General features: G+C 67.0%; 22 protein-coding genes. 7 read left to right on the top strand and 15 right to left on the bottom strand.

The window, feature by feature from the left end:
• The 3 genes from M4D77_RS05120 to M4D77_RS05110 all read left to right on the top strand — a co-directional run.
• A partial coding sequence (locus tag M4D77_RS05120) for a sigma factor-like helix-turn-helix DNA-binding protein (protein WP_311199299.1) occupies positions 1 to 244 on the top strand: 244 nt, incomplete at its 5' end.
• Positions 241 to 855, top strand: a complete 615-nt coding sequence (locus M4D77_RS05115) for a hypothetical protein (RefSeq protein WP_058253565.1) — start codon at positions 241 to 243, stop codon at positions 853 to 855. The genes M4D77_RS05120 and M4D77_RS05115, both read left to right, overlap by 4 nt.
• Entirely contained in the window at positions 852 to 1,400 is a 549-nt protein-coding gene (locus M4D77_RS05110) for a carboxymuconolactone decarboxylase family protein (RefSeq protein WP_259935674.1), read from the top strand. The genes M4D77_RS05115 and M4D77_RS05110 overlap by 4 nt, the downstream gene beginning before the upstream one ends.
• Before the next feature lie 45 nt (positions 1,401 to 1,445).
• On the opposite strand, the gene M4D77_RS05105 is transcribed toward M4D77_RS05110, so the two are convergent.
• From M4D77_RS05105 to M4D77_RS05095, 3 genes are read right to left on the bottom strand one after another with little or no spacing between them, the layout of a single operon-like run.
• Positions 1,446 to 2,624 carry a thiolase domain-containing protein gene (locus M4D77_RS05105; protein ID WP_058253563.1) on the bottom strand — a complete coding sequence of 393 codons (1,179 nt, stop codon included), beginning with the start codon at positions 2,622 to 2,624 and terminating at the stop codon, positions 1,446 to 1,448.
• Between the two features lie 6 nt (positions 2,625 to 2,630).
• The gene (locus M4D77_RS05100; RefSeq protein WP_058253562.1) at positions 2,631 to 3,674 is read right to left on the bottom strand and encodes a thiolase domain-containing protein; all 1,044 of its coding nucleotides are present in this window, start codon (positions 3,672 to 3,674) and stop codon (positions 2,631 to 2,633) included.
• On the bottom strand, positions 3,674 to 4,705 hold the full coding sequence (locus tag M4D77_RS05095; protein ID WP_058253577.1) for an OB-fold nucleic acid binding domain-containing protein: 1,032 nt from the start codon (positions 4,703 to 4,705) through the stop codon (positions 3,674 to 3,676). Before M4D77_RS05095 ends, M4D77_RS05100 begins: the two co-directional genes overlap by 1 nt.
• 91 nt (positions 4,706 to 4,796) lie before the next feature.
• On the opposite strand from M4D77_RS05095, the gene M4D77_RS05090 reads away from it, so the two are divergent.
• Positions 4,797 to 5,834: an LLM class F420-dependent oxidoreductase gene (locus M4D77_RS05090; RefSeq protein ID WP_068972592.1), complete on the top strand. Its 1,038-nt coding sequence runs from the start codon at positions 4,797 to 4,799 to the stop codon at positions 5,832 to 5,834.
• A gap of 235 nt (positions 5,835 to 6,069) precedes the next feature.
• Positions 6,070 to 6,699 (top strand): PAS and ANTAR domain-containing protein, encoded by a 630-nt coding sequence (locus tag M4D77_RS05085; protein WP_226513967.1) that lies wholly within the window; start codon positions 6,070 to 6,072, stop codon positions 6,697 to 6,699.
• Between the two features lie 47 nt (positions 6,700 to 6,746).
• Here M4D77_RS05085 and M4D77_RS05080 read toward each other — a convergent pair whose 3' ends face one another.
• A complete protein-coding gene (locus tag M4D77_RS05080; protein ID WP_065629758.1) occupies positions 6,747 to 7,568 on the bottom strand; it encodes a crotonase/enoyl-CoA hydratase family protein in 822 nt (273 codons plus the stop codon).
• Between the two features lie 101 nt (positions 7,569 to 7,669).
• On the opposite strand from M4D77_RS05080, the gene M4D77_RS05075 reads away from it, so the two are divergent.
• Together M4D77_RS05075 and M4D77_RS05070 are read left to right on the top strand one after the other, a co-directional pair.
• Positions 7,670 to 9,295 (top strand): acyl-CoA synthetase, encoded by a 1,626-nt coding sequence (locus M4D77_RS05075; RefSeq protein WP_065629757.1) that lies wholly within the window; start codon positions 7,670 to 7,672, stop codon positions 9,293 to 9,295.
• Positions 9,296 to 9,317: 22 nt separating this feature from the next.
• A complete protein-coding gene (locus M4D77_RS05070; protein WP_058253558.1) occupies positions 9,318 to 10,457 on the top strand; it encodes a nitronate monooxygenase family protein in 1,140 nt (379 codons plus the stop codon).
• Between the two features lie 50 nt (positions 10,458 to 10,507).
• On the opposite strand, the gene M4D77_RS05065 is transcribed toward M4D77_RS05070, so the two are convergent.
• From M4D77_RS05065 to M4D77_RS05015, 11 genes are all read right to left on the bottom strand, one after another.
• Positions 10,508 to 11,260 (bottom strand): DUF1275 family protein, encoded by a 753-nt coding sequence (locus M4D77_RS05065; protein WP_065629755.1) that lies wholly within the window; start codon positions 11,258 to 11,260, stop codon positions 10,508 to 10,510.
• Positions 11,261 to 11,736: 476 nt separating this feature from the next.
• Positions 11,737 to 12,333: a hypothetical protein gene (locus M4D77_RS05060; RefSeq protein ID WP_259935673.1), complete on the bottom strand. Its 597-nt coding sequence runs from the start codon at positions 12,331 to 12,333 to the stop codon at positions 11,737 to 11,739.
• Positions 12,334 to 12,474: 141 nt separating this feature from the next.
• On the bottom strand, positions 12,475 to 12,681 hold the full coding sequence (locus M4D77_RS05055; protein ID WP_058253556.1) for a hypothetical protein: 207 nt from the start codon (positions 12,679 to 12,681) through the stop codon (positions 12,475 to 12,477).
• Positions 12,682 to 12,731: 50 nt separating this feature from the next.
• A complete protein-coding gene (locus tag M4D77_RS05050) occupies positions 12,732 to 13,022 on the bottom strand; it encodes a hypothetical protein (protein ID WP_058253555.1) in 291 nt (96 codons plus the stop codon).
• A complete protein-coding gene (locus M4D77_RS05045) occupies positions 13,009 to 13,350 on the bottom strand; it encodes a hypothetical protein (protein WP_068972596.1) in 342 nt (113 codons plus the stop codon). Before M4D77_RS05045 ends, M4D77_RS05050 begins: the two co-directional genes overlap by 14 nt.
• Complete coding sequence (locus M4D77_RS05040) at positions 13,347 to 13,619, bottom strand: hypothetical protein (RefSeq protein ID WP_139114248.1); 273 nt, start codon at positions 13,617 to 13,619, stop codon at positions 13,347 to 13,349. The genes M4D77_RS05045 and M4D77_RS05040 overlap by 4 nt, the downstream gene beginning before the upstream one ends.
• A 51-nt stretch (positions 13,620 to 13,670) precedes the next feature.
• Entirely contained in the window at positions 13,671 to 15,047 is a 1,377-nt protein-coding gene (locus M4D77_RS05035) for a hypothetical protein (RefSeq protein ID WP_247450087.1), read from the bottom strand.
• 1 nt (position 15,048) lies between these two features.
• Positions 15,049 to 15,459 carry a hypothetical protein gene (locus M4D77_RS05030; RefSeq protein ID WP_058253553.1) on the bottom strand — a complete coding sequence of 137 codons (411 nt, stop codon included), beginning with the start codon at positions 15,457 to 15,459 and terminating at the stop codon, positions 15,049 to 15,051.
• A 179-nt stretch (positions 15,460 to 15,638) separates the two neighbouring features.
• Positions 15,639 to 17,171 carry a long-chain-fatty-acid--CoA ligase gene (locus tag M4D77_RS05025; RefSeq protein WP_259935672.1) on the bottom strand — a complete coding sequence of 511 codons (1,533 nt, stop codon included), beginning with the start codon at positions 17,169 to 17,171 and terminating at the stop codon, positions 15,639 to 15,641.
• A complete protein-coding gene (locus M4D77_RS05020; protein WP_259935671.1) occupies positions 17,168 to 18,292 on the bottom strand; it encodes an acyl-CoA dehydrogenase family protein in 1,125 nt (374 codons plus the stop codon). The genes M4D77_RS05025 and M4D77_RS05020 overlap by 4 nt, the downstream gene beginning before the upstream one ends.
• 168 nt (positions 18,293 to 18,460) lie before the next feature.
• Positions 18,461 to 19,663 carry an acyl-CoA dehydrogenase family protein gene (locus tag M4D77_RS05015; protein ID WP_058253575.1) on the bottom strand — a complete coding sequence of 401 codons (1,203 nt, stop codon included), beginning with the start codon at positions 19,661 to 19,663 and terminating at the stop codon, positions 18,461 to 18,463.
• Positions 19,664 to 19,778 lie beyond the last annotated feature (115 nt).

Here is a 19,778-nt window from a genome sequence, read left to right as displayed (position 1 = left end):
CCACGCCGGGGTGTCCGTTTACGACGGCGATCCCGAGACCGCGATGCTGCGGGCCGCCGCGGCCGACGACGTGCGCAGCCGGTTGTGGGTTCTGACGGCGCGCGAGCGGGAAGCCGTGACCCTGCGATTCGCCACCGAACTCACCTCCGACGAGATCGGCGCGGCGATGGGGATCTCGGCGACGGCCGCGCGGATGCTCGTCTATCGCGGGGTGGCGAAGTTGAGGGAGGTGATGCCGAGGTGACGCCTCACGATCCGAGTGAACAGTTCGACCCCGTGGACATCGCTGCGGCCGAACGACTCGATGACGCGATATCGGCAGTTCTCGACGGGCGCGACGTCCCGAATGCTCCGGACCCGGAACTCGAGTTGCTCGCCGGTGGCTTGCGGCCCGACCCGCCCGCGTCGACCTACGTTTCGGTCGACCGGATACTGCATCCTGCGCCTGCCGGTCGTCGGAGAAGACGGTGGTCGGCGGCGCAGGTGGCCGCGGCCGCGCTCGGCGCGATCCTGATCATCCATGGCGTCGGGAACATGATTGCCGGCGAGTGGATCTCGGCGTCGCTCGGCGAGCCGTTCAACCAGCACGCGATGGTCGACGGCGGATTGGCGTTCATCGCCGTCGGCGCGGCGATCGCGGTCGCCTCGACGCGTCGCCAGTGGCTACCCGTCGCCGTCATCGCGGGCGTGCCGCTCGGACTGGTGATGGGCGGACGCGGTCTCCACGAGATCGGCGTCTTCGCCTGGGGTGCGGTCGCCCACGGTGCGGTCGGTGTGGCTGCCCTGGTGCTGCTGGTCACATATGCGCTGGGGCGGCGTTACAGTTTTCGGCCGGATCGGGAAGGACGGGTATGAGAGCACTGCATCGAATCCGGAATTATGTACGCGCGATGCGGCGGGCCCGGCGTCATCGCACCGAACTCGTCGGCCACCTCGCTCGTCGGCCGCTGGTGGCGGGCGGGATCGCCGGGATGGAGAGCGCGATGCTGCTGTCCAACCGGATGGACCCGAAACTCAAAGAACTGGCCGAACTCAAGGCCGCCGGGATGGTCAGTTGCGAGTTCTGCCTCGACATCGGCTCCGCGCTGGCGTCGGGCGCCGGGATCACCGAGCAGCAACTTCGCGATCTTCCGCACTACCAGGAGTCGACGGCCTACACCGATCTGGAGAAACTCGTCATCGGCTACGCCGAGGCGATGACCCGTACGCCGGCCGTCGGCGACGATCTCGCGGACCTGCGCCGCCGGTTGGCCGAACACCTGTCGGAGACCCAGATCGTCGAACTCGCGATGACCGTGGCCTGGGAGAATCAGCGGGCGCGTCTCAACCAGTCGCTGGGTGTGCGACCCACGGGAATGGCCGACGGCCTCGCCTGCGCTGTCCCCGAACGCACTTCGTAGCATTCATGCGCACATATGGCGCGCATGAACGCCACGAAGTCCCGCTCAGTGCAGGGGCTTGTCGGCGCCGACGAGCCACATCGAGAAGTACTGCGAGCCACCGCCATAGGCGTGGCCCAGTGCCTTCCGGGCGTCCGGGACCTGGTGGTCTCCGGCTTTGCCCATGACCTGGATGGCGGCCTCGGCGAACCGGATCATGCCCGACGCCCCGATCGGGTTCGACGACAACACACCGCCGGACGCGTTGAGCGGGATGCGCCCGCCGATCTCGGTGTCGCCGGATTCGGTGAGCTTCCACCCCTCGCCCTCGGCCACGAATCCCAGGTTCTCCAGCCACATCGGCTCGAACCAGGAGAAGGGCACGTAGATCTCGGCGGCGTCGATCTCCTCCAGCGGGTTGCTGATGCCGCCGGCCTTCCACAATGCGGCCGCGGCATCGCGACCGGCCTGCGGGCTGACGACGTTGCGGTGCGCGTAGGACAGCGGCTCGGTGCGCATCGCGGTGGCATGGATCCACGCCACCGGATCGCCTGCGGCGATCGCGGCATCGGCGACATCCTCGCTGCCGATGACGACCGCGCAGGCCCCGTCCGACGACGGGCAGGTCTCGTCGTAACGGATCGGGTCCCAGAGCATCTGCGAGCTCATGACCTTCTCGACCGTCTGATCCGGTTGGTGCAGGTGCGCAAGCGGATTCAGCGCGCCGTTACGGCGATCCTTGGCGGCGACCATCGCCCCGATGTGCTCGGGCGCGCCGGACTGCCGGATGTAGGCGCGCACGTGCGGGGCGAAGAAGCCACCCGCGCCGGCGCCCACCGGCTTGGTGAACGGCACCGGGATCGACAGGGCCCACATCGCGTTGGACTCGGACTGCTTCTCCCAGGCGACGGCCAGGACCCGCTTGTGCACGCCCGCGAAGACCAGCGACGCGGCCACATTGGCCGTCGAACCGCCGACCGAACCCGCGGTGTGTACGCGGATGAGGCGTTTGCCGACCGCGCCGATGGCCTCGGCCATCGCGAGCTCCGGCATCATCGACCCCTCGAAGAGGTCCGGGGCCTTGCCGATGACGATCGCGTCGATGTCGTCGAGCGAGACCTTGGAGTCGATCAGCGCGGCGTCGATGGCCTCGCGGACCATGCCCGCCATCGTGACGTCGGACCGCTTCGCGACGTACCGTGTCTGCCCGGTGCCCAGCACCGCGGCACGATTGTTGTGTCCCATCAGTTCTCAGGCCCCCTCGTTGTTCTGGGCACTCAGGGTGACCACCATGTTCTGTTGCAGCAGCGGGCCGCTCGAGGCGTGGGCGACCGCGGTGCCGGCGTTGCCGCCGAGGATCTCGTTGGCCGCGTACCCGATCCGCTGGAGACCCGCGGAGAACAGCGAGTTGCCGGCCAGCGAACCGCCGGACGGATTGATGCGCACCGAGTCGGGGAGTCCGAGCGCGTTGCGGACGATGATCTCCTGGTGCGTGTACGACGCGTTGATCTCGGCGACGTCGACTGCGCGGCTGCGGTCGCCGAAGGCGGTGTCACCGGCCAGCTTCGTCGACGGTGAGACGGTGAGATCGCGTGCCCCGAAGTTGGGTGTGTCGATGCGGTGATCCCAGCCGGTGACGAAGGCAGGGTTGGCCACCAGCTCGCGGGCCTTGCGCTCGCTGGCGATGACGACCGCTGCGGCGGCATCGGTGTACGGCGCGATGTCGTGCTGTCGCAGCGGGTTCGCGACGTACTCACGACCGAGCAGCTCGTCGACGGAACCGCCGAAGGTCCGCGCACCGACCGCGGCCATGTCGGCCTCGGTCCACACGCCCGCGTCGAGGCCGGCGCGAGCCTGCAGGGCGCCGAGCGACCGGGCATCCGGATGCAGCGGGGCGACGGTGTACGGATCGGTCTGCAGGGTGAGCGTCTGGTCGGCGTTGCCCGCGGTGGCCTTGCCGAATCCGTAGGCGAGGGCGAGATCGACCTCGCCCGTCGCGATCTTCACCCACGCCTCGTACAGCGCCCAGGCGCCGTCCATCTCGACGTGGGACTCGTTGATCGGCGGCATCGCACCGATCGAGTCGATCGCGGAGATGAACGAGAATGCCCGTCCGGCAAGGTAATCGGAGGAACCGCTGCACCAGAACTCGATGTCGGTGCGGGCGATGCCGAGTTCGGCGTAGAGCTTGTCGAAGCAGGGGATCAGCATCTCGACGCCGTTGGTGGTGCCGTGGGAGCCGGCGATGTTCGGGCTGTGCGCGAAGCCGATGATCGCGATCGGTGGCAGTGTCATCAGAGGTGGTCCTTATAGGTCTCGTACTCGGCGTCGGGCTCTCCGGTGGGCGCGAAGTGGCTGATGTTGCCGATCGAGTACTCCCATTCGTCCTCGGGGAGCCAGACGGCCTTGACGCGCATGCCCATCCGGACCTCAGAGGCCTCGCAGTCCAGGATCAGGTGCAGGAACGGGATGTTCGCCCCGTCGAGGAGCACGTAGGCCGCCACGTAGGGCGGCTTGATCCGCTGTCCCTGGAAGGGCACGTTGACGATGCAGAACGTGGTGACGATGCCGGTGTGGGCCAACTCGACGCGCTCGGATGCGGGTGAACCGTCGGCGGGGCTGACTCCGCGGGGCGGGAAGTACACGCGCCCGGCATCGACTCCCGAACCGATGCGGGTGCCGATCAGCTTGCCCGCCTTCAGTCCTTCGAGGTACACGGACTCTTCCTCGTTGGCCGAGTGCGTGATCGCGGTGCTGACCGGGGTGGGGATGACGAGCAGCCCCGCCTCCGCGCCCTGGGGGGCGTCGGCGGTGTTGGCCGGAGCGGTGGCGGGTTTCTCGCCGGGGGCGAAGTACGCGATGTCGTCGATCCGGCCGATGCGCGCGGCGCCGAAGACGGCGTGGACCCGCAGGCCGGTCGACAGGTCGTCGGGCGAGTCGGTCGAAACCGCGTGCAGCAGTGTGGTGTCCGCGCCGTCGAGACGGATCAGCGCCCACGCGAACGGCGTGTCCAACGGTTGGCCCGGCACCGGCTCGGGGTTCCACGTCCACGTGGTCACCGTGCCGACGGTCGACACCTCGACGAACTCGGCGGACTGGGTGCCGGTGACGGGGTCGAACTCGACCGGGGGAACCGACACCTTGCCGTCGCTGCCCTTGGACCCGATGATCCGGCCATCGCGCAACGCGAGCGCGAACTGGCTCAGGACCGGGCCCAGCGACCGTGTGTAGTCGAAGGAGTTGGTCAGGGGAGCGGTCAGGATGGGGGACTTCGGCTCGGGCACCTCGGCGACGGGATTCGGGGCGGCCGGAGACGTTACGCTCATGCTCACATCTCGAGTAGAACACGTTCTAGTATTGGGCACAAGATGCATGTCAGGCCGTGGGAAGCGCGGCCCGGCGAGAAGGGGAGTGGTTGTGAAGCTCGGTCTGCAACTGGGGTACTGGGGTGCCGATCCGATTCGCGAAGCGCCGGAGTTGATCGCCACCGCGGAGGAATGCGGGTTCGACGCGGTCTTCACCGCCGAGTCGTGGGGCTCCGACGCGTACACGCCGCTCGCCTGGTGGGGCGCGGCGACCTCGCGCATCCGTCTGGGCACGGCGGTGGCCCAACTGTCGGCGCGGCCGCCGACCTCCCTCGCCATGCACGCGCTGACCCTCGACCATCTCTCCGGCGGCCGGCACATCGTCGGGCTCGGGGTGTCGGGCCCGCAGGTGGTGGAGGGCTGGTACGGCGAACCGTTCGCAAAACCGTTGGCGCGCACGCGCGAGTACGTCCGTGTCGTCCGGGACGTGCTCGCCCGGGAGGGCAAGGTGACCAGCTCGGGTCCGCACTATCCGCTGCCGTATCCGGCCGACGCGCCCGGGGCGACCGGGCTCGGCAAACCGCTCAAGCCGATCACGCATCCGCTGCGCGCCGACGTGCCGATCTGGCTCGGCGCGGAAGGGCCGAAGAACGTCGCGCAGACCGCCGAGATCGCCGACGGTTGGCTCGCCATCTTCTTCAGCCTGGGCCTCGCCGACCAGTACAACTCGTGGCTCGACGAGGGGTTCGCCCGGCCGGGGGCACGGCGTTCCCGGGACGACTTCGAGGTGGCCGCGACGGTACAGGTGGTGATCACCGACGACGTGCCCGCGGCCATCGACCGGTACCGGCCGTCGACCGCTCTGTATGTCGGCGGAATGGGCGCCAAGGAGATGAACTTCCATGCCGAGCTGTACAAGCGGATAGGCTACGCCGACGCGGTCGACGAGATCGTGAGCCTGTTCCTCGGCGGCAAGAAGGCCGAGGCCATGGCCGCGGTGCCCGACGAGATGGTCCGCGAGACCATGCTCGTCGGCACGGCCGACGAGGTGCGTGCGCAGATCAAGGAGTGGGAGGCGGCCGGCGTCACCATGCTCATGGTCACCGCCCGCGACACCGAGACGATCCGGGAACTCGCGACGTTGGTGTGACGACGCACCCGGTGTCGGCGTGTGCCCGACGGGACACGGTATCGGTGATCCGCCGCGTGCGACAGTCGTCGACGACTTCCTAACTGCAGAACCTGCGGCCGTGCATGCCGATCGAACATAGAATTTCTCGCGTGCAGCCAAGTGATCACGGCCCCGTTGCGGAGACGCCGACCACGGACGGGATGGCCTCCCGGCGGGTCGGCAGACCGACCGGTCCGGCCGGATGCCGTCGGGCATGCAACGTATCGGCGACTTCCGCTTCTTCTACGAGGGCGAGAAGTGGGAATGGTCCGATGAGGTCGCCGCCCTGCACGGTTATGCGCCGGGGGAGGTCGAACCGACCACCGAACTCATGCGCCGCCACAAGCACCCCGACGATCGAGCCCACTTCGACGCCGTGCTGGCCGAGATGCTCACCAATCACGCGCCGTTCTCGAGTCGGCACCGCATCGTCGACACGTCCGGGCGGGTCCGACCGGTCGCGGTCATCGCGCATTCCATCACCGACGCCACGCGGCGCGCCATCGGCACCGAGGGCTTCTACCTCGACCTGACCGACGCCGAGATGGCCGTGTGGCAACGGCGGGTCGACGACCAGGTACGAGCCTTCCGCGACAGCAGCGGCGTGATCGAGCAGGCCAAGGGCATGCTCATGCTGGTCTACGGAGTCAACGCCGACCGGGCGTTCGACGTGCTCCGGTGGCGCTCACAGCAGGAGAACGTGAAGATCCGCGACGTCGCCGCAGCCCTCGTCGACGAGATCCAGGCGGGCATGACCATCGAAGAGCATCATCGTCGGCGTCTCGACGAGATCGTGCTGCGCCCACGTAGGTCGTCGGAGGATACGTCGGACGCCGTCCGCTGACCGGGGGCGTCGCGGAAGTCGCTGCGCGGCGCGACCGCCCGGTGCCGCTACTTCCCGGTGAACTCCGGCGTGCGCTTCTCCGCGAACGCGCGGGGTCCGACCTTCGCATCCTTCGACTTGAAGACCGAGATGCCGATCTTCGCATCGATCTCGAAGGCGTCGAGTTCGTGTAGGCCCTCGGTGTCGCGGATGGTCTTGAGGATGCCCTGCACCGCGAGCGGACCGTTGGCCGCGATTTTCCCGGCGAGTTCGAGTGCCTTGTCGAGAGCGGTCCCGTCGTCGACGACATGGCCGATCAGTCCGTATTCGAGCGCCTCGCGCGCGGTGATGTGGCGGCCGGTCAGCAGGATGTCGCACGCCACGGTGTACGGGATCTGCCGGACGAGGCGAACCGCGCTGCCACCCATCGGGTACAGGCCCCAACGGGCCTCGGAGACACCGAACTTCGCGCTCTCGCCGGCGACCCGGATGTCGGTGCCCTGCAGGATCTCGGTACCGCCGGCGATGGCGGGTCCCTCCACTGCGGCGATGAGCGGCTTGGTGAGACGGCGTCCCTTCAGCAGGGCCGGCAACGAGGCCGGATTCCACGCACCGGAGTCGACGGTGTCGCCGGGAGCGTTCTTGTTCATGCTCTTCAGGTCGGCGCCCGCGCAGAAGTACCCGCCGGCGCCGGTGAGGATGGCCACCCGGATGTCGGGATCGGCATCGACCTGGTCCCACGCCTCGGTCATGATCCGCATCATCTCCGTCGACAGCGCATTGCGCGCCTCCGGTCGGTTCATCGTCACGATCAGGATGTGCCCGCGCTTCTCGACGAGGCACTCGGGTGCCTTTTCGGTGACGGACTCGGCGGGGGTTGCTGTGGTCATCGCTGCACTCCGGTGTCGCTGTGCTCGGGTGGTGATCAGGTGATGGTGGCGGGCGCGTATTGCCGCTTGCCCAGAACGATAACACGTTCTAATTTTGAACCATGGCCTACACAATCGCCGACCTCATCGAGCATGCCGTCGACCTTGTTCCCGAGCGCGTCGCGCTCGAGTCGGGCGACCGCTTGCGCTCCTACGCCGACCTGGAGGCGCGTGCCAACGCCCTCGCCCACAAACTCCGGGAACTGGGCGTACAACCGGGCGACCGAGTGGGTCTGTACAGCAGGAACACCATCGAGTCGGTCGAGGCGATGGTCGCCATCTTCAAGGCTCGCGCGGTGATGGTCAACGTCAACTACCGCTACGTCGAAGCCGAGTTGGAACACATCTTCACCGACTCCGGGATGAAGGTGCTGATCCACGAGCGGAGCTTCGCCGGTCGCGTGTGCAACACGTTGCCGAAAGCGCCCGATCTCGAGTACCGCGTCGTCATCGAGGACGGGTCGGACGAGGACCTGTGCTGCGCGGGCCACAGCGATGCGATCCGTTTCGAGGAGGCGATCGCGGCGTCGTCGACCGAACGCGACTTCGAGGAACGCAGCGACGACGACCTGTACATGCTCTACACCGGCGGTACCACCGGGAAGCCGAAGGGCGTGGTGTGGCGGCAGGAAGACGTGTGGCGCGTCCTCGGTGGTGGAATCGACTGGTACACCAGCGAACCCGTACCCGACGAGTGGCATCTTGCCAAGACCGGTGCCGAGGGCGGACAGCTCGTCCGGTACCCGATTCCGCCGTTCATTCACGGCGGCTCGCAGTGGGCGATCTTCCAGTCCCTCTTCGCCGGCGGAAAAGCGGTGGTGTACCCCGAGTTCAGCGGATCGTCGGCGTGGGACATCGTCGAACGACACAAGGTCAACGTCGTGTTCATCACCGGAGATGCGATGGGGCGCCCCATGATCGAGGCGCTGGAGAGCGGTGGGGACCGTGACCTGTCGAGCGTGCTGTCGATCGCGTCGTCGGCCTGCCTGTTCTCACCGAGCGTCAAGGAACAGTTCCTCGACCGGTTCCCGAATTCGGTCATCATCGACGCGATCGGATCGTCGGAGACCGGCTTCGGCGGGATGGGCGTCGTCGCGAAGGACACGCCGCACACCGGCGGTCCGCGGGTGAAGGCGGACAAGGAGACCCACGTCTTGCGGGAGGACGGTACGCCGGTCGAGCCGGGCAGCGGCGAGGTCGGTGTGCTGGCGCGATCCGGCCACGTACCGCTGCGCTACCACAACGACCCGGAGAAGTCGGCGAAGACGTTCAAGGTCTTCGACGGCGTGCGCTACTCGCTGCCCGGCGACAACGCCGTCCTCGAGGCCGATGGCACGATCACCATGCTCGGCCGTGGGTCGGTGTCGATCAACACCGGCGGCGAGAAGGTCTTCCCCGAGGAGGTGGAGGGGGCGCTCAAGGCCCACCCGGACGTGTTCGACACCGTCGTGGTGGGTGTGGCCGATGACCGGTGGGGTCAGCGCGTCGCGGCAGTCATCGCGACTCGGGACGGTGCGCGCCCGTCGCTCACGAGTCTCAACGACGTTGTCCGAAAAGAGTTGGCGGGCTACAAGTGTCCGCGCAGCGTGTGGTTCGTGGACGAGATCAAGCGTTCTCCCGCAGGCAAACCCGACTATCGATGGGGAGCGTCGGTCACCACCGAACGTCCCGCCGACGAGGCGCAGTAGAGCGCCGAAAGGGAGCTGAAACATGCGTACTGAACTGGTCGAGAAGTTCGGCATCGAGTATCCGATCTTCGGATTCACCCCCAGCCAGGACGTGGCGGCGGCGATCAGTCGGGCCGGTGGCCTCGGTGTCCTGGGTTGTGTCCGCTTCAACGAGGCCGAGGAGCTCGACGAAGTCCTGGAGTGGATGCACGAGAACACCGACGGCAAACCGTTCGGCGTCGATGTGGTGATGCCCGCCAAGATCCCGACCGAGGGCTCGAAGATGGACCTCGACTCGATGATCCCGCCGGAGCACCGCGCGTTCGTCGAACGCACGCTCGACGATCTGGGTGTGCCCCCGCTCCCGGGTGGAGACCGGGTCGACGCCGGGGTGCTCGGCTGGTTGCACTCGGTCGCGCGCTCGCATGTCGACGTCGCGATGGAGCATCGTCGTAAGTACGGACAGATCAAGCTGATCGCCAACGCACTCGGCTCGCCGCCGGCCGACGTCATCCAGACCGCGCACGACAACGGCGTCCTGGTCGCCGCGCTCGCGGGCGCGAAAGAGCATGCGCTGCATCACGTCGAGGCGGGCGTCGACATCGTCATCGCCCAGGGCTACGAGGGCGGCGGGCACACCGGTGAGGTCACCTCGATGATCCTGTGGCCGGATCTCGTCGACGCGGTCGGTGACACCGCGCCGGTCCTCGCGGCCGGTGGCGTGGGCAGTGGCCGCCAGATCGCCGCGGCGATCGCGCTCGGTGCGCAGGGCGTGTGGATGGGCACGTACTGGCTGACGGCGGCGGAGTACAAGCTCGGCGTGCCGGAGGGTTCCGACAAGCCGTCGACTGTCCAGCAGGCACTGCTGAAGGCGACGTCGCGGGACACCGTGCGCCGCCGCATCTACTCGGGAAAGCCTGCGCGACTGCTGAAGACGGCCTGGACCGATGCCTGGGACGCCGAGTCCGCGCCCGAACCGTTGCCGATGCCGCTGCAGAACCTGCTCGTCGCCGAGGCGCACGCACGGATCTCACAGGCCGACAATCCCGATGTCGTCGCGATGCCGGCCGGTCAGATCGTCGGACGCTGCAACGCGATCACGCCCGTCGCCGACCTCATCGCCGACCTCGTCAGCGAGTACGAGGAGGCCGTCGGCCGGATGAACAAGACGCTGGGCGGCTGACCGGCCTGCCCAGCAGTCGACGCGACCGGCCGACGACGCGGCCACTCATGTCAGCGGACGTCGGCACGCAAGAACTTGGGATGATCCAGACGCCAGGTGATCGCCGCGGCGACCACCGCGACCACGGCCAGGGTCAGTAGCGAGTTCCGTTCGTCGAAGGCGTTGAACAGCAGGCCGCCGAATCCTGCACCGGCGAGGAATCCCGCGTAGGTGCTCAGGTGAGCGACCCATCCCCATCGCTTGGCGCCGGACACGTGCAACCCGGCGCCCTGGCCAATTTTCACCAGGGTGCCGGTCACGTAGGACAGAGGCATGACGACCTCGCCCTTGCGGCTGATCGAGGTGTTGAGTGCGCCGAGACCGAAGGCCAGGCAGAGCACCGGGCCGGCGCCGAATTCTCGGTTGCCGTTTTCGAGGTTGATGTCGATGAGCCACGCGGCGATCGTCGAGCCCGCGGTCAGCATCGTCGCCCCGTGCCGGGCTTTGCGCCAAACGTACATCCTGGCCAGGGTGGCCACGAACACGCCGAGAACGAACACCACCACGGTCAGCAGAGCGGTGAAGCCGAGCTGGTGGGCCCCCTTGACGTGTTCGAGCACCAGTCGCTCGCTGTTGCCCGTCATGAAGGTCACGTACCACCCGGAGGAGTACAGCCACGCCGCCGCGCCGGTGGCCCCGGCCAACGCGGCGAGGACGGCGGCGAGAATCATTTCCCGCCCGTCGTGGAAGGGGCCCAGCAGCTCCGTTCGGGTTGACTGTCTGCGGGAGTCGGATTCGGGTGCGGTGCGTTCGGCTACGGTCATCGGTCGGCTCCAGTCCTGTCGATAGGGCTGTGGTCGTGATCGGCTTTCGAACGGGGGAGTGCGTCCCGGCGGCATCGGCGGTCTGTCCCGTCGGGGAAGCCCGAATTGAGCGGTTCCCTATCTCCCAGAGCACCGGAAGTCGGCCGTCGGCGCCACGTGAGTCCGACCACATGCGGGACCAGCCGGGCAATCGGTCACCAATCGACCCGTCTTCGGAACCAACGCGGTGGCACGACCGTTGCGTCGAGGCCGCCAGTCGTCTTGATCCCGCGCCAGCGGCCACCCCGCGCTGGTTGAGCCGGCAGGCAGGTGCCCGCGCGGTCGGCCACCCCCGCTGGTTGAGCCGGCAGGCTGGTGCCCGCGCGGTCGGCCACCCCGCGCTGGTTGAGCCGGCACCGAGCGGAGCGAGGAGCCGAGTCGAAGCCACTGGGCGACAGGGTAAGGGATCTCGAAACGGCCTCGCCGCTTCGCTCAGGCTAGGGCGAGGTGTACTCGCCCCACAGGTCGTCGACGATGTCGGCGACGTCGGGCGGGAGGCAACTCGCGTCGGGGCACGGCCCCGGCGGCATGGGGGTCGGTGCGATCAGGGTGCCGACTTCGGCGGGAAGTGTCAGCCGCGTTGTTCGTGCGGTCGACGGCTTTCCGGTCGGGCCCAGCGTGCCCCACTGTTCGACGCCGTCGAACCCCGGCACCGTCGTGCATCCCCAGTACAGGTCGTAGGCGCCGTCGGGCAGGACGGTAGACCCGCTCGGGTCCTCGTCGGTGAACACCTCGAGCGCCACGGTGCGCGTGCCGCCCGGCGCGATCAGTGCGCGCGGGTCGACCGGGTTGACGTATCCGAAGGGTGGTCGCGAGTCGCTGTCGGCCACGGACCCGGCCGGGAGCCCGAACATCTTGCACCCGATCACCGCCGTGGACCGGTTCGTGACGGTCACGGTGACCGAGTTGCCCGACACCGAGGGTGTGATCGTCACGTCGTTCGGTGCGGCGTTCGCGATCGCGGGGGAGAGGATTGCCGCGGTTGCGCATCCGAGTGCGATGCCCAGGGTGCGGAGCAGGTACCTACCGGTCATGGTGTCCAGCCTCTCGTCGGGCGTACCGGTGCCAGTCTCACCCATTCGGAGCGCATCCACCACCAATGGACAGAATCCTCATCGTCCCGGCGGGCGCAGGTGTCGAACCGAGGGGGTTTGTGAGGCGGCGGTGTCGCTTCCTCAGGCGCTGGCGTACACGAGCAAACCCGCGAGAACCAGTACGTAAGTCAGGCTGCCGGCCACTAGGCCGGTGCCGATCTGGCGGGATGTGCCGGTGACGAGCATTGCCGCGCCGAGGACAAAGAGAAACAGAAACAGGAAGACGTTGGCGACCCACACGAACAGAAACGTGCACGGTGCCGCTACCAGCGTAAAGATCACTGTCATCGGAGTCGCGGGTCCGAAGAATCGGTTGTCGGGTGGCTCATCGCACGGGTTCACAGCCAACCCCCGTAGGGAATGACGGCCACACTCATGGTCACGGTGGCCGTCGTGATCGTGATAACCCAGCTGCGCGCAGCGGGACGTTTGACGATGGCGACGACACACGCGGTGGCTAGCGAGATCGTTACGAGGACGGGGAGAACGCGTGACGTGTCGGAGTTGAGCGCAGCGAGAAAGATCGCGACTGGCAGAAGCAACGACACGAGTGTCTGTGCCGCGTAGCTCAATTGGGTTGGCTTGAAAGATTCTCCGCCCACAGAGGCGACTTCGTCAGTCACTTCCATGTGACGTTTCTGGGTTGGGCGGAGCCGACAAAGACGATGTCGTGGACGGGCCGTCGCCAGTCTTAACGTAGTCGAAGAGTATCAGGATGCCAAGTGCGGCAACGAAGGTGAGGTACGCGACAGTAATCCCGGTACCGACTTGACGAGCCACCCCCCGATTCGCCATGAGCGCAATGCCGACGAATACGAACACGATATTGAGCAATATTCCGATCACCCACAGGTAATTCACCGCAATCAAAGCGAGGGTGATCGCGGCAACGCAGATGTAGGGCGTGATCGGTCCGAAGAATCGGTTGGCCGATTGGCGGTCGTCGCGATTTGTCACATCACACCAGTTATGAGGTAGACGGGCACCGCGGCCGCAACGACCACGCCTCCCCACGAGCGGGTGCGACGAGGTAGGGCAAGGGCGCATCCGATCAGCAACGTCGTCGTGGCCAGCACCAAGGCTATTACTACTCGGTTATCGGCGAATAGGAACGGAATGCCGAAACTCGAACATAGGATGGCAACGACGGTTGCCGTTTGGGCAGCGAAGACGCGTTGACCAGCCTGGTCGCCGGGTGGTGCGTTGCTGCTTGATTCGTTGGTCATGGACGCCGTCCTCATTTTTTTGCGGTATCTGTCAATAACTCGTTTGAATGGTCATTTGGCCTGATTGACCCTAGGAGGGTCGTCCGCACCGCCGAACTCGGTCATCTCGTCGATGGGGTGGGGCGGTGGGCCGTAGACGACAGACCCGGCGTCCTTGGGGAATCGAGATAGATCTGAGGTGTATTGCCCATAATGATGCTGAGAGGGGAGGTCGCGCAGTGGCCCGTATTCCGTATGATCGCCAGCGTCGTCCTGGAACATTATTCGAGTACGACCGTCAGGCATGTACTGGTACGTCTCCATCGAGGGAAAGTCCGTTCTTTCACCCGATACGCTGGCACCGTCGGCGCCCGGCGTGACAATGGTCTGGCCCCGTACACTCCAACCGATGTCCTCTGTATGAGGTGGCGCCAGGGGATCGGACGCGTCATATTTGATTGCCACGGTACCGTCGTGCAGTTGGCTCGCATGGACGGAAGGTGTTCCGGTCTTGACGTTGCCATTCTCATCGACCGAAGGGTTTTGCCGTGCCACGATCACGCCGTTCTCGTAATCGATGAAGTATGAGACGCGAGCGTCTTCTGGAGCGAAGTTCGGATCGAACCCGCGGGCGTCGCCGAGATTCCTCTTGAGTTCGAACTCGGAGAAGTTTAGCCCTGACACTACGCGCTCGGAGGGAATGAACAGCCCCGTGGCAACGACGCCCTGCCCGGGTACAGGATTGATCTTGATCACGCTGACAACCGGTGGGGCCCCTTTGTTCTTCGGATTGTAACTATGCGGGTCCAACGCGGCGGCCATCCGCCAGTCATTCTCACCAACCGGGACTCGACCGTAGACTTCGCGGAACGCGTCCACTTGGTTCGTCACCCGTGTCATCGAACCGCTTGATGTGGCGATCGACGCCGGTGTTATTCCGCTCAGCGCAGCCAAAGCGGAGTTGACGGCTGCGCTCGTGTCGCTCACCGCCTGGTCCGCGGCGATACCGAGATTGCGCAAGGCGGTTTGATGTTGAAAGGCGACGTTCGCGTCGTACTCGGCGCCCGGCGGAGCCTTCGCTTTCTCGAAGGTCACCTCGTACTCGCGGCTTCCCCTATTCAGCACATAACCCTGGGACTCTGATGACGTTGTCCCGTTCTCGAGGGCGGTGACTGCTCCTTCGATGGAAAACGCGCCGCGGTTCATCGCATCGGCGAGATCGCCGTATTCGTCCGCGACGCCGCGGAGCCAGCGTGTGATGGCCTCCGCTCGGTCATCGGCTGGTCCTCTGGCCTTACCCGTCCACTCCGCACCCGTCAGGTTGAGGACTGGGTTTCCAGCCTTGGGTGCCTCGGCGTCGAGACGAGCCTTCATAGCGAAGAGTCCATTGGCGATGAACCGGAGTTGATCAGGCGTCCATGCCGTGACCTCGTTGTAGCTCGGCGGCATGCTACCGCGGTCCCCTCTCCGTGACGCCCAGGAGAATTTCGAGCGGAACTGGGTGGTCCGTCAGTGGGCCGGTCCTCGAAGGGAAGGCGATCGCGCTCGAAATGCGGTTTGCTCCGGATTGATCAGTGTCGACGGTGGTGTCGCGGGCGTTGATCACCAACTCAGCAAAAGCAGAGATTGCCTTCGAAGCATTCGACATCGACGTCTTGATCTGCGAATCACCGGAGCTCGCGATATCGCTCATGTCGTCGGTCGCGCCTCGGAAGGAGCCGGCGAGGCCGCCGAACGTCTGGGTCGCGTAGGTGGTCCCCAGTCCTGCACTGAGGTGCAACCCCCCGATGTTCGAAGCGCACTGTTGGATCTCCATAGCGGCTGTGACCAGCGCTGCCGGATCTACGGTCAGATCTGCCATCGTCTCCCCCCGAGAGTGTGCGTAGAAGCTAGCACGATCAGCGCATACCAGAACTGTGCGCTGTCAACGTAGTGCGTGACGATCGCGAACGCGGAGCGCCATCCACAGGGGCGCAGAAGATCCGTATGACGTGATGCCCGGAAACCGGGCACAACGTCATACGGATCGTGGGAGGGAGCCTACGTCGCGGCGCGATAGACCCGACCGTCCCGACGCCAGGTGGGCGGGGTGGCATCGGAAGCCAGGAGGCGTTTGACGGTCTTGAAGGTCGCGGTCTCGGGGAGTTCGTCGACGAGCCGCACCCGATGCGGCCACTGTTTCGGGCCGAGATCTTCTTGCGCGGAGAGGAACTGGCTCAAGTCGTCGGCCGTGAGCACGTCGGCGACGAGGACCGCCTCGATCTCGTCACCGATCTCGACCGGCACGCCGTGCACCGCGACCTGCCGTATCGCCGGGTGACGCAGCAGGATTCGCTCGATGGGGCCGGTGCCGATGTTCTCGCCGTCGACGCGCAACCAGTCGCCGAGACGTCCGGCGAAGTGCAGGTAACCGGCGTCGTCGACCCAGGCGAGGTCGCCGGTGTGGTAGATCCCGCCGCGCATGCGGTCCGCGGTGGCGTCGGGATCGTTGTGGTAGCCGGCGAAAAGGCCGGGCCCTGAGAGGTTCACGATCTCACCGACCACGCCGGCCGGAACGGGCTCGGCGGTGTCGACGTCGACGACCGCGGTCGGTTCGCGCAGCGGGCCCAGGGCATCATCGGGTGTGTCGGGGGTGCGCGTGATGGCCACCCCGCCCTCGGTGGATCCGAATCCGTCGACGACGCGGCAGCCGAATCGTTCGGAGAACCGGAGCCGATCGCGGGCAGATGCCTCGTTGCCGTACATGATCCGCAGTGGACTCGCCGCGTCGTCGGGGCGCGGATCGGTCGCGAGGATGTAGTGCATCGGTTTGCCGACGTAGTTGGCATACGTCACGCCGTACCGGTGGACGTCGTCGACGAACCCACGCGCGGAGAAGCTGCGCCGCAACGCGATCGACGCCCCGCCCGCCACCGCGACGCACCACCCGGCGATCATCGCGTTCGAATGGAACATCGGCATCGAGAGATACGCGACATCGTTCGGCCCGATATCGAAGCGATCGGCCAGCATCGGACCGCTGGTCGCGAAGGTCCGGTGCGTACACCGCACGGCCTTCGGGTCGCCGGTCGTCCCCGACGTGAAGATCAGCATCAGCAGGTCGTCCGGCGCCGCGTCGGCAAGGGGTGCCGGCTTACCCGCGATCACCGCGGCCGCCCATTCGGGCGAATCGACATCGACAACGCGGGTTCCGCCCAGGTCGAGGCCGTCCAGCAGATGCCGGGTGTCGTCGCCGCACAGCACGATCTGGCATTCGGCACGGGCGATGTCGGCGGCGAGCGCGTCGCCACGCCGGGTGGTGTTCAGGCCCACCAGCACGAATCCGTGACGTGCCGCCGCGGCGAAGAGCGCGCTGAACACCGGCGTATTCGCCAGCAGCACGCCCACGTGACGCGGGCGGTCATCCGACAACCGGCCGCGCAACACCCCGGCCAGCAACGCCGCATCGGCGAGATGATCGGTCCAGGAGCGAAATCCGTCTTCGAACCAGACCCCGCGGTCGTCGATCTCGATCAGCGGAGCGAGCAGATCGGCGACCGTCGAGGCTTGCGTCGCCGCGACCGGTCGGTTCACGCCGGCGTGGCGGCCAGTTCGGCTCCGATGGCCCGCACCGAGGCGGTCGCGGAACCGAATGCGAACTCGTTGTGCTTGGCGCGCAGGAAGTAACGATGGACCGGGTGACTGGTGTCGAGGCCGACACCACCGTGCACATGTACGGCAGTGTGCGCCACCCGGTGCCCGGCCTCGGCGGCCCAGAACTTGGCGGTGGCGACCGCATTCTGCAGTTCCGGGGTGTGGCCGGTCGAATGGTCGAGCAACCAGGCCGCCTGCGTCGTCGTGAGTGCCAGCCCCTGGGCATCGATGTACCCGTCGGCGAGACGTTGGGCGACCGCCTGGAACGACCCGATGGCGCGGCCGAATTGCTCGCGCTCGCGGGCGTACTCGGCGGTGAGCTCGAGGCCGCGTTCGACGACGCCGGTCTGTTCGGCGCAGCAGGCCAGGGTCGCACGCGCGATGAGCGTCGCGGCCGTGTCGGCGCCGCCGTCGAGAACGGCGTCGTCGGACACCGGCGTGCCGTCGAATTCGACCTGCGCCGACGGGATCAGCCCGGTGGCGGGGGTCGGGGTGACGACGACGCCCGGGGCATCGGCGGCCACGACCACCGCGACGACACCGTCGGGTCCGGACGCGGTGACCACGAACATGTCCGCGGCCTCGGCGTAGGGGACGTCGACCTTCACGCCGGTCAGGCCACCGTCGGACGAGAAGGTGGTTGCGGGCGAGGTGAAGTCGGTGGCCAGGTCCTCCTCGACCGCGACCGTGAGCACCGAGTCGCCGGTGGCCCCGGACCCGAGGATCCGCTCCCGGAGTGCCGACGAGCCGTGCGTGGCGATCACCGGAAGGGCGGCGATCGCGTGCGGACCGAACGGTACGCGGGCCAGCACGCGTCCGAGTTCGGTTGCCACGAGCGCATTCTCGACGATCCCGAGGTCGCCGCCGGCATCCCCGGCCGTCTCGGAGGACAACTCGAGGCCCAGGAGTCCGGCGCCGCCGAGTTCGCGCCACAGGTCCGCGTCGAGCGCGGCACGAGCCGTCTCCAGTTCGGCGACCCGCTCGGGGGTGCTGATCGACGTCGCGATGTCGCGGGCCAGCCCGCGGACGTCGGCGCCGGATTCGGGAAGCGAGAAGTCCATGGTGGGTCTCCAGGTTCGGGGTGCGGTTGGTGGTTTCGATACGCCGCGTGCTCGCTGCGCTCGCTCGGGGCTACTCAACCAGCGGGTGGGGCGGGTGCTCGCTGCGCTCGCTCGGGGCTACTCAACCAGCGGGGGCGTGCTCGCTGGCTGCTCAACCAGCGGTCGGGGCTATCTGCGCTGGTGCGGCAGGCCGAGGGCGAGCATCGCAATGATGTCGCGCTGGATCTCGTTGGTGCCGCCGCCGAACGTGAGGATCAGCGACGTGCGCTGGAACCGCTCCAGGCGACCGTTCAGGTGCGCGCCGGTGCTTCCGGTTCGCAGCGTCGCGGCCGGTCCGACGACCTCCATGAGGAGTCGGTAGGCCTCGGTGGCGAACTCCGTGCCGTAGACCTTCGTCGCGGAGGCGTCGGCCGGGCTCGGCGATCCGCCGGAACTCGCGACCGAGGCGATCTTCCAGTTGATCAGCTTGAGGAACTCGACCTTGGCGTGGACGCGGGCCAGGTTCTGCTGCACCCATGGGGCGTCGATCACCCGATGACCGTCGCCGGTCTTGGTCTGCTGAGCCCACGCGATCGTCTCGCGCAGGGCGGTCTGGATCGGCGCCGCGCTGCAGAGCGCGACCCGCTCGTGGTTGAGCTGGTTGGTGACCAGCGGCCACCCGCCGCCCTCCTCGCCGACGATCGACGACGTGGGGACCCGGACGTCCTGGTAGTAGGTCGCGCTGGTGTCCACCCCCGACATGGTGTGCACCGGCGTGTAACTGAAGCCCTCGGCGGTGGTGGGCACGATGAGCATCGAGATGCCCTTGTGCTTCTTGCCGCCCGGTTCCAGCGTCGACGGATCGGTGCGGCAGGCCAACCAGATGTAGTCGGCGTAGGCGACCAGACTGGTCCACATCTTCTGGCCGTTGATGACGTAGTCGTCGCCGTCGCGGACCGCGGTGGTCCGCAGTGCGGCGAGGTCGGTGCCGGCGCCCGGCTCGGAGTACCCGATGGAGAAGTGCAGTTTGCCCGCCGCGATCCGGGGGAGGAAGTACGCCTTCTGCTCGTCCGACCCGTAGTTCATGATCGTCGGCGCCACGGAGTTGATGGTGAGGAACGGGACGGGTGCACCCGCGATCGCCGCCTCGTCGGTGAAGATCAGCTGGTCCATCATCGACCTGTTCTGGCCACCGAACTCGGTGGGCCAGCCCAGGGCGAGCCAGCCGTCGGCGCCCATCTGCGCGACGACGTCACGGTACGCGTCGCCCTCGCCGAGTTCACCGTCGCCGCCCGACAGGGCGGCACGACGTTCCTCGGTCATGAGGCCGGAGAAGTAGTCGCGGAGTTCCCTTCGGAGCTCGGCTTGTTGGTCGGTATAGGCGATGCGCATCGACACTCCAAGGGGTGGATCGGCTAGCGTCCGGTCCCGGCTTATGGTCAAGTTGACAGACGAAGTGCTCGTGCACTTCTGAAACACGTTCTAACCTGTTCTCACAGCCCAGTCA

The sequence above is a fragment of the Gordonia sp. p3-SID1431 genome (assembly GCF_025143765.1).
Lineage (GTDB): Bacteria > Actinomycetota > Actinomycetes > Mycobacteriales > Mycobacteriaceae > Gordonia > Gordonia hongkongensis.
This window is presented reverse-complemented; position numbering and strand designations above follow the sequence as displayed.